Below are 11,839 nucleotides of genomic sequence, written 5' to 3' on the forward strand. Positions count from 1 at the left end.
GTTGGCAAGGGCCCTCCCTCACCGCGCGCGCAGTATGCGCGGGCCCTCGCGCGGTGTCACGCGCTGCGCACGCTCGTGACCTCGACGGGGTGTGCGATGGCGTGAGCGGCGCTCATTCCACTTGCTTGACGCGCATTCTCACCCGACCTGGAGATGCTTCCGTCGCGCCCTCGAAGCGCTCGATGACGATCACGAAGCGCGATACGCCGTCCGCGCCCTGGACGAGCCACGCGGCGTCCTTGGCCGGCGCGGGCGGCGTCGCGCCGGGCTCGAGCCACCGCCCCGTGAAGGCGGTCGCGATGTGGTCGCCGCGGTACGGGAGGGCGGGATCGGAGAGGGCCGCGTGGTCGGCCGCGTCGAACCGCGCCTGCTCCGACGCGGCGGTGCGCGCCTTGACCTCGGCGAGCTCCTCGGAGGCCGACGCATCTGCCTGGAGGTCGACGGCGCGCGTGGCCCCGGGGCCGCCGAGCTCGCCGTTGACGCTGACGAGCGACCTTCGGAAGCAGACGTTCCAATCCGTCGACGTGCGCGCCTCTTCCAGCGTGAGCATCAGCTGCCGGTCGCCCGCGAGGTCGAGGCAAGCGCTCGGCTCGGTCTCGACCGCGTCGATGCCGCCCGCGGTCGCGTCGAGATCCTGGACGTCGACGGTCGGGCCGGAGCCGTCGGGGAGCACCTCGGCGTAGCGGAGCTGGTAGAGCGCGGTGACCGGCGCCCCGTCCACCTCCCCGTAAAAGGAGACGATCTGGAGCTTCCAGTACCTGCCCTCGTGCTCGATCGCGTGGACGTGGTAGCGGCTGAAGGCGACGTGCTCCTCGCCGTCGTAGGCGTACCAGCGCGAGAAGGCGCCGCCGGAGTCGTCCGTGAGCAGGAAGGGGGTGCTCGGCAGCTCACCCGCTCTGTAGTCCTCGAGGCCGAGCGGCAGCGCCCCGCCTTCGCCGGGGCCGCTGAGGCCGCTGTTGGTGAAGACGTCGTAGCCCGAGAGCGCGAGATCCCAGTCGGTGGACGCCGCGCCGTCGCCTTCCGGCAGCGCGATCTCCGGCGTGGCGAGGCGGAGGAAGACGCGGCCGGTGGCCGGCACGTCGACCTCGAGGAGCGCGCCGTCGCCCGTGGTTCCGGGGTCTCCGCCGTCGCCGCACGCCGGGGTGAGCAGGAGAAGCGCCGCCGCGACCGATCCTCTTGTCATGAGTCCTCCCACGGTAGATCGGCGCGGACGCCGACGTAAAACGTGCGCCCCTCGAGGGGCCGGTGATCGCCGCGGCGATCAGGGTCCTTCTGCGCGCCGAGCAGGTTCCTGACGCCGAGGTACGCCTGCGACGAAGGCCAGAGCGGCCGCGCGAGCCGCGCGTCGAGCGTCGTGAACCCGGGGGCGTACAGGTCTCCCTCGGCGCGCGGGTCTCTCTCGACGAAGGCGCTGCTGATGGTCCGGAGACGGGTGACGAGCTCGATCCGGAGCGGCAGATCGGCGCGGAGCGACGCCTGCGCCGTGTGCGGCGGTTTGCCGGAGAGCGGCTGTCCGGGATCGGCCGTGTCGTCGCGTGTCCAGAGGTAGGCGTAGCCGGCCTCGACGCGGAGCCACGGTGTGGCCTGGAGCGTGGCCGAGAGATCGAGGCCAGCGGTGCGCGCCTCGGCGATGTTCGTGTAGGTGTACGTATCGACGCCGTCGGAGGAGCCGACGGGCTTCGGGTCGACGTCGATCAGGTTGTCGACCCAGTTCGAGAAGGCGCCGGCCCGCGCCGTGATCCCCTCTCGGGGGATCCATGTGACATCGCCGTTCACGCCCCAGGACGTCTCGGGGGCGAGCTCCGGGTTGCCCTCGAGGATGTAGCCGAGGCTCGAGTGGTCGAACGAGAAGCCGAGCTCCTTCGCGCTGGGGGCGCGGAATCCCCGCCCGCCGGAGACGCGCACCGTGAGCGATGGCGAGGGCCGGTACGCGAGGGCGAGGCGTGGAGCGACGACGCCGCCGTAGCGGACGCGGAGCTCGCCGCGAATGCCGGGCATGAGGGTGAGCTCGTCGGTGAGCTTCCACCCGAGCTGGCCGTAGAGCGCGGCGCTGCCGAGCCGGGTGCTGGGCACCTCGTCGTTCGGTGGGATCTCCTCGGTGCCGGAGGTGGTCACGTCGGTGATCTCGAGCACCTGGTCGAGCGTCTCCACCTCGGCGCGCGCCCCGGCGACCCAGGTGCGCTGCCCGTCGGCGACGGTGGCGATCGCCTCGTAGCTCTGGAGGGTGCCCGAGCGCTCGCGCAGCTCCTCGTAGGGCGAGCCGCGCTGGTCGCGGCCGCTCGACCGGAAGGCCCACTGCTGGCCTGCGGCGAGGCGCAGGCTGGAGCCGCCGCCGAGGTCGAGCGTCTCGGCCAGGTGCAGGGTGACGCGGTCGGTCACCTCGGGGAGGTCGTAGAGGTAGACCCCGAGGACGGGCCGCTCCTTCTGCTCGATCCCGTCCTGCTCGTCGTGGATCCAGCGCGCGCGGAGCCGCAGGTCGATGCCCCTGCCGAGCGCGGCGCCGGCGCGCAGGCCGAGGAGGGTCTGGGAGCGCTCGGGCAGGGTGGTGGGGGCGTCGGCGCCGGCCTCGGGGTGGGCGAGGTTCTCGGCCGGCTCGACGAGGGAGAGGCTGTCCTCCCGCTGGAACGAGGCGTCGGCGCTCACCCAGGCGCGCGCGCTCCGGTAGGCGCCCGAGCCATGGAAGAGGAGCCCGGCGCGGCTCCGGCCTTCGAGGCGGGCGCGGCCGCTGAAGCCCGGGTGCTCGGGGGGCGCGGAGAGCACATTGACGACGCCGCCGATGGCGCTGGTGCCGTAGAGCGAGCTGGTCGGCCCGGTGACGAGCTCGATGCGGGAGACGTCGCCGAGCGGGAGGGACGAGAGGTCGATGGCGCCGCCGGCGTCGCCGATGACGCGCTCACCGTCCTCGAGGACGAGGACGCGGTCGAGGTCGAAGCCCTGGATCTGGATGGCGCTCGGGTTGCCGAGCGCGCCGTAGGCGCTCGGGTTGACCTGGACGCCGAGCTCGCCGTCGAGCGCCTCACCGACGTTGATGGCGCCGCGGCGCTCGGCCTCGTCGCGGGTGACGACGCGCGTGCGCACCGTGGCGCGCTGGCTGCTCTCGGGGGTGCGGGTGCCGGTGACGACGACCTCGAGGGGAGGCGGCGCGGCGGGCGAGGGGGGAGGCGATGGAGAGGGACGAGGCGACGCGGCAGAGGAAGGCGAAGAAGCGGGAAGAGGAGAAGGGGAAGCGGGAGGGGGCGCGGCTGGCGGCTGCGCGGAAGGGAGCTGCGCGAGCGCAGGGCACGAGAACGCGGCTGGGACGAGCGCCGGGAGCGGGCAGAAGGCGAGCAGCGCGGCGCGCGTCAGGCGCCGACGCCGGGGCACGGTCCTCCCTGGGACATCGGAACGGCAGGCTCGAGGCGCGGGGACGGCAGCATGGGGAGAGCTCGGCCTGTGCGGCGTTCGGTGGATCGGGTGAGGTGGGGTGGGGGATGGTCGCCCGATTCAGGGCGGTCGTCCAGCGGTTCGCGGGGCGGCGGGCGCCGTGGGCGGGGTAGATGGCGTGCAGCTGGAGCAGCGAAGGAGCTCGCGTCGGGACGGAGGCTCGTGGCGGGCGAGCGGCGAGCGGCGATGCCGAGCGACCGACGCCTCGGCGGGTGACCTGCGGTGCGCCAAGAGAGGCCGCGCGGTCGGCGCGCGCCGCGGCTGCGGGGAGTCGCGGGGCGGGAGCGGGCCCGACGGAGGAAACCCCAACGGGCGACGCGAGTTGGGCTTGCATTGCTCGACGACGGACGGTAGGGTCCCGCGCCGAATCGCCGGTCCCCATCGTCTAGCCCGGCCCAGGACTCAGCCCTTTCAAGGCTGCTACGCGGGTTCGAATCCCGCTGGGGACGCAATTCATTAATAATTTCAAGAGCTTGGCGACGCGCTGAGCGTCGGCTCGAGGTTCATGTAGGTGCCGCACGAAGTGCGGCAACGCTACTGGGCTTCTGGGTCTCCGAGCGCTCCTTCTCCGGATTCAGGACCGAGCAGCTCTACCTCGCTCCAGAGCGCGTCGAGCTCGAGCGAGAGTCCCTCCAGGCCGGGAATACTGCCGACGATCCCGTCGGCCGCCGAGCGCGCGTGCACGTAGCGGCGGTCGGTTCCCAGCTCGAGGAGCTCGAGCGTCCTTTCCTGCGGGTCGATGATCCAATACCAGCGCACCCCGAAAGACGCGTACTCGTGGAGCTTCTCGACACGGTCGCGTCGCGCGTCCCGCGGGGTAGGAGAGACCACCTCGACCATGATGTCTGGCGGAGCGTGGAGCGTTCCGCGCCGAGGTGGCTTGCGGCTCCGAGGCATGTACGCAGAGGCGTCGGGCTTCTGGCCAGAGACAGCGCTCACCGCGTACTTCGCTTCGGAGCCCAGCACGAGCCCGCCCTGCGGGATGAGCCAGCCCCCGAGCACCCTGAGCACCCGGGCCACGAGCACTTCGTGAACGGCGTCCGGCTCCTCTTCCTCCACGAGCCGCCCGTCGCCGAGCTCGCCCGGTTCATCTTCAGGCAGGCTGGTTCACTCGGCGAACGTGACCCTCCGCTCGATCGCGATCCCGGTGAGTGCGCCCTGGCTGATCACCTCGTCACGGTAGCACTGCGTTCCGCGTGCCGTCGTGTCGGCGTCGGAGCATGGCGCCCCGACGTCAAGCTTTCGGGGGAGCTCGGCGCCCCAGTCCCCAGCGCTGGCACCCCTCGGGCCTGTCTGCTGAAGGGAAGCGGATGGGCGAGGGCTTGTCCTGGGCCCAGCGGTTCCTTGGCCCGTCAAAGGGCTCAAGTAGACAACGGACATGTAGGACCTTGTTGCGGCTGGGTTCGTCCACGGCGCACGGGATACTACCAGCAACCGCGGGCGACACATTGCTTGTCCGGCGGGTTTACGAGGCCAGCACGAGAACGGCAATCGATACCCAGGCTCGGCCACGGTCGAAACGTGGCGTCTGTGCTTTTGACAGCGAGACGGTCGTCTCGTTGTCAGGCATCGCGCGATACCTGATTCCGTCGAGGTCTTGAACACCTAACATTACCCCGCTGATGCCGCTCGTTTGCCCGCTCGCTTGAGCGATGCGGAACGTGCGGTAGACCCAAGGCGAGCGAGGCGGAGCGCAAGGCGCGAATTCACGCGGAGATCAAGGCGGAGACCGACGCGATGCTGCGAGCGGAGGCCGCCCGAGCCGACTCCGAGTGTCAGCGGTACCGTGCCATGAAACTCGCCGGGCTAGCCAGACGGCGACGCTCAGGCGTGACTTGGTGGCTCATGGCAGCCTCGAGCTGGCCGAGCCGCTCCGGTCGGCGGAAGCCCACGCGGGCGTCATGCTCCCCTCGCCGATGACCACGGCATCGATGCCGATCGCGTTGGCCACCGCTCGCAGGCTCAGGCCGGCGGCGAGCTGCTTCGCGAGGAGGAGGTAGCGGCCGGGCGGCGCTCGATCTGGCGATGGAAGAGCGGGACAGGCTCGGTGATGCGGGGCGCGGCGAAACGGCATTCCGTCAGGACTGCCGAAGGAGCGACAGCACCCACGGAACTTTCGCCCTCACCCCGTCGATGCAGGTGAGCATGGCCCCCTCTTCCTCGACAGGAGGAGGTTCTGGGCTCGATTCAACGCGCCGCGACGATCTCGTGCGTGAGTGGAATCTTCTACTCCGCGAGCGTGGCGTCGGCGGTCCGTTCCATCTCCGCAGGGCTGGTGGGCCTCGCAGCTTTCACGCGCTTGAAGGGTCGGATCCCGCCGGACGAGACGAGGCTGTACTCGGCGCCCCTCGCTGTCCCGGCTCTCGCCACGCGGCCGCGAGCGACGAGCGCGCGAAGCGCGACGTACACGCTCCCGTTCGGTAGCCCGCTGCGCGTGGCGATCTCCGTCGCCGTCCCTCGCACGAGGGATCGAACGGTTTCGAGCACCACAGCCTCCCGATCGCTCGTCGAGGCCCCCGTCGCGGTCATCGTGCCAGCCGTGGTTCGGTCCGCGCCGGATGCCGGCGGTGCCGAGGTCTTCCTCGTGGACGGTGCCGTCGTCGAGGAGCTTGACGCTCCCGAAAGCGCGCCCTGCTTCCCGCTCCTCGTAGGCTTTGCCACGCTCCTCGTGGGCTTCGCCACGCTCCTTTGGGCGTGCGCGGGCCGCTTCCGGGGCTTCGGACGGCGCTCCGAGGAGGCGTTCGCCGCTGGCCGTCCCAGATCGGCCAGCATCGTCGTCACAGTCCGGTGCGCTGCGGCGCGGTGCTCGTCCTGAGCTCGTTCGACGAGGCTCAGGATGTCCTTTACAAAGCGGTCCACCCGCTCCTTGATCGCGTCCGAGGCGTTCATGGGGAGCGCCGTAGTAGCACGAACGCTCCGACAGTCGAGAGCTTGCAAGCAAGCTGGGCCGGTCTGGGCGACCGGGTAGTGTCGACTACGTGCGCGAGGAGCCGGATCCCGAAGACCATCCGCGCACGCCGCGCCGGCATGTCTTCGGCAACGTCGAGCGCGCTCTGCTCCCCAGCCGCTCACCGGGCGCACGCGGCGGAAGATCGTGCGGGCGCTCGTCCGTGCCGAGACCCGATCCAAGGGGGCGGGGCCGCCGCGGCTGGGGGCGATCGTGCCGGGCATCGGCACGGCGATCGCGCTGCTGGCCGACCCGACCGAGCTCCAGCGCGCAGGCCACGAGGCGCTTGGTGATGTATTTACCCTATCGCTGTTCGGGCTGCCGCTCACGTTCGTCGGCTTCAAGGACGCCACACAGCGCTTCATCGACGCGGGTGAAGAGCTGAACCTCGTGGACGCGTACCGGCGGCTCGCCGGCACCGGCGGCTCGCCGGCAGGATCCTCGGCGAAGACCTCTTCGTCGAGGTCCAGCCCCACGTGCTCCGCGCGCTCTCCGGCGCGTCCGTGCGTCGCCAGAGCGGCCCCTCGCGGATTTCACGGCGCGATTCCTGCGCGCGCGGCTCGCCGGCGGCGAGATCGACGCGCTCGCGCTCGCCAACGATCTCGTGCTGCACATGGCTTGCGCGGGTCTCGCGGAGGCCGGTGGAGCTGGGCGGCCACCTGATCCCGGCCGGCAGCCTCATCGGGATGTCGATGGGGCTCGTCAACGGCGATTCGTCGTTCTACCACGATCCGTCTCGTTACGACCCCGATCGGTATTGCGACATGACGACGGACGCCTTCCAGAGCCCCGCAGTCAAGGAGCGGCGGTTTGGCGCGTTCGGGCTCGGCCATCACCTCTGCCCTGGCCGGACGCTCGCCTACACGATGTTGGGAATTGCGCTCACCGTGCTCCTGCGCGACTTCCGGATCGAGGTGGTTCGCCGGCCGCGCGCATGGCTCGACCTCATGATGGGCGGCATGGCGCGCCCGGTCGGTCAGCTCCGTCTCCGTGTGACGCCTGCGCGCCGCGCGCCCGCAGGCGTGATCTCGCGCGCGAACTCGGTGAACGGCGAGGTCGGTTTACCATGATCCATCAAGCAGACGACCCCCTGGACGCTGGCTTCATGCAGCTCGCCGTGGACGCCTCGAGCGACGCCCTGCGCGCCGCCGCCGTTCGGCCGCCGGAGGCAGCTCGGCGCCGCGGCGGGTGACGAGCCGGCGACAAAGGTCGCGTCGAGGACCGGCGCGAGTCGAGCGGATCAGCGCGCCCGACCCGCGCACCCGGGGAAGGCGCCGTTGTCGTGAGCCTCGGCATGGGCTCGGGCGAGCGCCAGCAGCTCGTCGCCGGAAGCGGCGATCTCGAGTGGGTGGCGGACCTGCTTCCGATCGCCATCCATCGAGGTGGCGATCAGGCTCCGGCCGTCCGGCGAGACCGTGCGGTTCAGCCACGCGGCGAGCGTGTCGGGCGATCGCGTCCTTCGTCGCCGCGTGATTCATGAGCGGCGTCGGGCTCGGATACCGGTGCTGCTCCAGCAGCGTATGGCAGACGCGCGCTGGCGTCCTTGACGGCGTTAAGGAGATTCCTGGGTACCAGCTGCACCCGCGCCGGGAACCCTGGGTGCTCTTCGGACGCGGCGAGGTCGTACCGATCAACACCGATGACGATCGCCGCCGAGGCGTCGAAGCTCTCTGCCACCTCGGCGATCGCGCCTCCGTCGACGTCCGCGCCTCCGTCGACGTCCGCGCCTCCGTCGGCGCTGGGCGCCAGCGAGGTCTTCTCGATCGATGCACGGACGGCGCCGGCCCCGGCCACGACGCGCCGTGAAGAGAGGGGTGCACCGATCAAGGGGTCGGGACTCCGGAGGGCGATCTCACTGGAACGTTCGAACTCGGAGCTCGCGGACGCTCCACGGCGCCGACGCGGAGCGGGCCGGGGCCGTGTCCCGCGTCCGGTGCTCGTCCGCATCGATGGCGTCGATCAGCCGTCCGAGCGCGTTCACGCCGTGCGCTGATCGCGTGGTGGCTGCCGTCGTCGCGAGCAACCGGAAGTCGACGTCGCCCACCGTCATGAAGATCTTGAACACGTCGAGCGTCTCCGGGATCGGCGCGGTCATCTGAAAGGCGAACGTGCCCGGCTGATCCGACAGGGTCTCGTACTTCTTCCCGATGAGGTCGGACGGGTGGGGGACGAGAATCGAGATGTGCCACTTGCGGTCGAGGCCCACTACCGCAACGTTCACCGGCCGGTCGGGCTGCGTGTTCGTGAGCCGCAGCCAGATCCAGGTGTCGGACTTGACCGAGTAGCAGCCCCCCGTGCTCTCGAGCGGCTTGCCTCCGATCGACGAGGTCGGCGCCCCGGAGTTTCCGTCCCACCCCGGAGGGGCCTCGAGGAGCTGGACGGCGATCTGGTCCTGGAGCTTCGAGGAGGGCTCGGTCATCTCCAGCACGGTCTGGTAACGGCCGAGCCTCCGAAGCTTCGCGATCATGGCGCGCGCCCCATCGACCGCATCGATCGAGGTCGCCGGCTCGAGGTACCGATAGGGGACGCCCTGCGGATCGCAGATCTCGTACTTGCCGGTCGGGGACACGACGACTTGATAGTGCGGCGTCTCGCCCTCGGGGCACACGTCCAGGAAGCCCTTGCCTCCGGTTGAAATGGCCTTGATGACGGCCGACAGCGCCGCGTCCTGCCGGGCCGCGAGCTCGGGCGGCAGGTCGGTCCGGGGGAGCAGCGCCACCCGGCGCCGGAGCGGCAGCCCCTGGATGACCACGGGCGCTCCGACCTGGATGTCCTCGGGAGCCGCGGCATCGTCGAGCCTCGCGAGCGAGTCGAGGTCGTTCGCCTGGACGACCCTCGCGACGGCGACGCGGCGATCGGCGAGCGAGAAATCCGTGTCTCCCGGCCGGTAGATGCCGACCTCCGTCCCCCGGGTGATCGTCGACGCCAGCCCGGCGTTGAGCTTCACGGTGCGATCGCCGAGATCGACCTCCGTCACCGAGAGGGTGAGCTCGATCGGCGAGAGCTCGACCCCGAAGACATGCCGATCGAGCTCGCCGAGCAGCTGCGGCGTCTGTGAGGGAAACCGGCCATGAATGCGGGCCAGGATGCGATCGTGGATCGTCTTCCACGTCTGATCGCCGCCGATCGCGCTCAGCGCCTCGAGGAGCGCGTCCGTGAGGATACCCCCCCTCGGCCTGCCTTCGAGCGACGCCTCGAGCGCCGACTCGACGTCGCGACAGGCGGCGAGCAGCACATAGCCTCTGGCGGGCGGGAGCCAGCTCACCCCAACGGCCGCGGCGCGCGGCGCCTCCGATCGCAGCCGCGCGAAGGCCTCCGCCATTCGCCGGTGATCTCCGTCCGCCGGCGCGCCCTCCGGCCGGAGCTCCCGGCGATCCAGCGTTCCCCTCGCATCCCCCGCCGTGGCCGCTCCCCCCGAGGCGCAACGCGCGGCGATCTCGGTGCCCCGCGTCACGCCGCCGGAGTGGCAGGAATCGAAGACCAGCGTGACGACGATCCGCTGCTTCGTCGCCTCATCGACTTTGTTGGCGAGGCGGTCGAGGTAGAGGGCCAGCTCCACGTCCCGGATATATCGCTCGGGCCTCGTGAAGGGCGGGTTCCAGGGGGCGTCGGGCACGCCGATGTCGATAGGCACGAGCGCCTCGTCGATCCCGTCGGCGCCTTTCATGTCCTTCCATGCCGTGCTCACCCGGCCGCCATGCCCGGAGTAGTGGATGTACACCTGATCCCCCGGCTGGGCGCGCTCCGCGAGCTCCGCGAGCGCCTTCCGGATGTTCGCCGCGGTGGGCCAGAGCTTTTCGTCGCCGGCCGGTCGGCTCTCCCCCTGGTTCGGGGCGACGAGCTTCGTTATCGCGAGCTTCGCCGACTTGATCCGCTCGCGGAGCGTGGCTTCCACCCGGAGCGCGTCATTGACGCAGCCGCCGAGCGAGCGGTACGACGCGCCGTTCGAGAGGGTGTTTTCGAAGTAATGATCGGCGCCGATCAACAAGGCGTGGAACGTGGGATCACCCATGGCATGCTCCTCCCTCATGAAACGCTATCAACCCGTGAGCGTGAAGATATCCGCCGTCGTCGGCGGGATGCGCATCTGGTCGAGCGAGGCGCCCTCCCGAAAGAGGTAGACCCCGGCGTCGCGCACGGATTGGTCATCGGCGAGCTCGACACGCGCGAAGGTGGGGACCTGCCGCCGCCAGCGCTCGGCTTGCTGGTTGTTCTTGATATCGTCGGCGAACGCCTCCAGCTCGCGAAGGGCATCCTCCTTCGGGGTCGCCTCCCGCAGGATCGAGGTCGGGATGCGCATCAGATCCGCCCACGTGCCCGAGTTGAGGTAGGTGGCGCCGGCGAGGCCCTCGGTCACGTGCTTCACCAGGTGGGTGTGCCCGTACACGACCACCTTGAAGCCCCGCTCGCCCGCGGCGCGCGCCGCATCGGTGTACGCCGGCAGCTCGCTCTGCAGATTGAAGGCCTGCGCGTCGTCGCCGTGCCTCGCTCGCAGCACCGTGAGCAGCTTCGTCAGGTAGGCGCGGCGATCCTTGTCTCGGGACGACAGGAGCAGCGAGAGCGCGTCGCCGACGCCGCCTCTCGCCCCCTCGGCGCTGCGCGCGGCCAACCACTCGTCCGGGCCGGCGGCCATCTCCGCCGCGAGCGCCAGCATCTCCAAGGTATCGGCGGGCAGCTCCCCTCCGTCCTCCGCTGGGCCCCGTGAGCCCGAGAGGCTCATCGCCTCCGCGCGCCGCTTCATCGCGAAATATTGCCCCAGGGTGCCCGCCATGGTGCGGATGTTGTCCCAGAGGTCTGGCCGGAGCAGCGCGATGAAGGGGGCCACCGTGGCGTCTTCCGGCTTGAGCAGATCGACGAAGGAGAACTGCTGCTTGAGGGGGTTCATCACCTCGACGACGAACCGGCTGCCGGGCACCGGTCGGAGCGAGAGCTCGTCAGGCCGGGCGCCGCGCGACAGCTCGCGGCGGACGTGGAGCAGCTCGTCGTGGTCGACCCAGTTCCAGTCGTCGTAGCGGTTGCCGTGCTCGACGAGCAGCTCCCCAAGGCGCAACGCCTCGCCGTCGTAGAGGAGCTCGACGCGCCCTGGCCCGAGCACCTCCAGCAGCGCTCGGCGGGGCCGGGGCAGCGTGAGCTCCACGTCGTGGTTGCCGAGGAGCACCGTGAGCGGCGCGCCGGCCGCCGTGTGCGCCCGCAGCGCGTCCCAGACCGGCCGCGTGCGCTCGAAGATCCGGGAGAGCTTCGCAGCCGCCGCGGCCTCGTCCACCGTGAAGGGGGCGCTCGGCTTCTCGGCGAGGAAGTCGACAACGTCGCCAGCGAGCACGAGGTGAGCGTCGCGCCCCGCCTGATGGCTGCTCGTCACGGCGCGGATGAACGCCGCGAGCAGGCCCTGCCCCCGGGGGCTGCACATCTCGAAGCCTGGCTCGCCGCCGAGGTGAAGATCGGAGATCACGAAGACCTGCTGTGTCATGA

At 70.7% G+C, this 11,839-nt stretch carries 9 protein-coding genes and 1 tRNA gene; 3 read left to right on the forward strand and 7 right to left on the reverse strand.

Translation table 11 applies throughout. The features are described 5' to 3' along the window. Positions 1-112 precede the first annotated feature (112 nt). Positions 113-1,183 carry an HmuY family protein gene (locus tag ACSRUE_RS27445; RefSeq protein ID WP_441286174.1) on the reverse strand — a complete coding sequence of 357 codons (1,071 nt, stop codon included), beginning with the start codon at positions 1,181-1,183 and terminating at the stop codon, positions 113-115. Continuing rightward, on the reverse strand, positions 1,180-3,078 hold the full coding sequence (locus ACSRUE_RS27450) for a TonB-dependent receptor plug domain-containing protein (protein ID WP_441286175.1): 1,899 nt from the start codon (positions 3,076-3,078) through the stop codon (positions 1,180-1,182). Before ACSRUE_RS27450 ends, ACSRUE_RS27445 begins: the two co-directional genes overlap by 4 nt. 719 nt (positions 3,079-3,797) lie before the next feature. Here ACSRUE_RS27450 and ACSRUE_RS27455 point away from each other — a divergent pair. Further along, positions 3,798-3,872 (forward strand) — tRNA-Glu (locus tag ACSRUE_RS27455). 85 nt (positions 3,873-3,957) lie between these two features. Here ACSRUE_RS27455 and ACSRUE_RS27460 read toward each other — a convergent pair. Together ACSRUE_RS27460 and ACSRUE_RS27465 are read right to left on the reverse strand one after the other, a co-directional pair. Next, complete coding sequence (locus ACSRUE_RS27460) at positions 3,958-4,482, reverse strand: Uma2 family endonuclease (RefSeq protein WP_441286176.1); 525 nt, start codon at positions 4,480-4,482, stop codon at positions 3,958-3,960. A 1,167-nt stretch (positions 4,483-5,649) separates the two neighbouring features. Then, positions 5,650-6,312: a helix-turn-helix domain-containing protein gene (locus ACSRUE_RS27465; protein ID WP_441286177.1), complete on the reverse strand. Its 663-nt coding sequence runs from the start codon at positions 6,310-6,312 to the stop codon at positions 5,650-5,652. 699 nt (positions 6,313-7,011) lie between these two features. On the opposite strand from ACSRUE_RS27465, the gene ACSRUE_RS27470 reads away from it, so the two are divergent. Both ACSRUE_RS27470 and ACSRUE_RS27475 read left to right on the forward strand, forming a co-directional pair. Next, on the forward strand, positions 7,012-7,440 hold the full coding sequence (locus tag ACSRUE_RS27470; protein WP_441286178.1) for a cytochrome P450: 429 nt from the start codon (positions 7,012-7,014) through the stop codon (positions 7,438-7,440). Then, a complete protein-coding gene (locus ACSRUE_RS27475) occupies positions 7,437-7,562 on the forward strand; it encodes a hypothetical protein (RefSeq protein ID WP_441286179.1) in 126 nt (41 codons plus the stop codon). Before ACSRUE_RS27470 ends, ACSRUE_RS27475 begins: the two co-directional genes overlap by 4 nt. A gap of 230 nt (positions 7,563-7,792) precedes the next feature. Here the strand turns inward: ACSRUE_RS27475 and ACSRUE_RS27480 are convergent, their stop codons facing one another. From ACSRUE_RS27480 to ACSRUE_RS27490, 3 genes are read right to left on the reverse strand one after another with little or no spacing between them, the layout of a single operon-like run. Then, positions 7,793-8,164, reverse strand: a complete 372-nt coding sequence (locus ACSRUE_RS27480) for a hypothetical protein (RefSeq protein WP_441286180.1) — start codon at positions 8,162-8,164, stop codon at positions 7,793-7,795. Positions 8,165-8,222: 58 nt separating this feature from the next. Continuing rightward, positions 8,223-10,382, reverse strand: coding sequence for a caspase family protein (locus tag ACSRUE_RS27485; RefSeq protein ID WP_441286181.1), 2,160 nt, complete (start codon positions 10,380-10,382; stop codon positions 8,223-8,225). Between the two features lie 27 nt (positions 10,383-10,409). Then, positions 10,410-11,837: a metallophosphoesterase gene (locus tag ACSRUE_RS27490; protein ID WP_441286182.1), complete on the reverse strand. Its 1,428-nt coding sequence runs from the start codon at positions 11,835-11,837 to the stop codon at positions 10,410-10,412. Positions 11,838-11,839 lie beyond the last annotated feature (2 nt).

Origin of the sequence: Sorangium sp. KYC3313, from assembly GCF_052075895.1 — a bacterium.
Taxonomy (GTDB): Bacteria; Myxococcota_A; Polyangia; order Polyangiales; family Polyangiaceae; genus Sorangium; species Sorangium cellulosum_B.

Coding starts and splice junctions, on each gene's coding strand:
- ACSRUE_RS27490 (WP_441286182.1), bottom strand. CDS start 11,837: ATGACACAGCAGGTCTTCGTGATCTCCGATCTTCACCTCGGCGGCGAG.
- ACSRUE_RS27465 (WP_441286177.1), bottom strand. CDS start 6,312: ATGAACGCCTCGGACGCGATCAAGGAGCGGGTGGACCGCTTTGTAAAG.
- ACSRUE_RS27485 (WP_441286181.1), bottom strand. CDS start 10,382: ATGGGTGATCCCACGTTCCACGCCTTGTTGATCGGCGCCGATCATTAC.
- ACSRUE_RS27475 (WP_441286179.1), top strand. CDS start 7,437: ATGATCCATCAAGCAGACGACCCCCTGGACGCTGGCTTCATGCAGCTC.
- ACSRUE_RS27445 (WP_441286174.1), bottom strand. CDS start 1,183: ATGACAAGAGGATCGGTCGCGGCGGCGCTTCTCCTGCTCACCCCGGCG.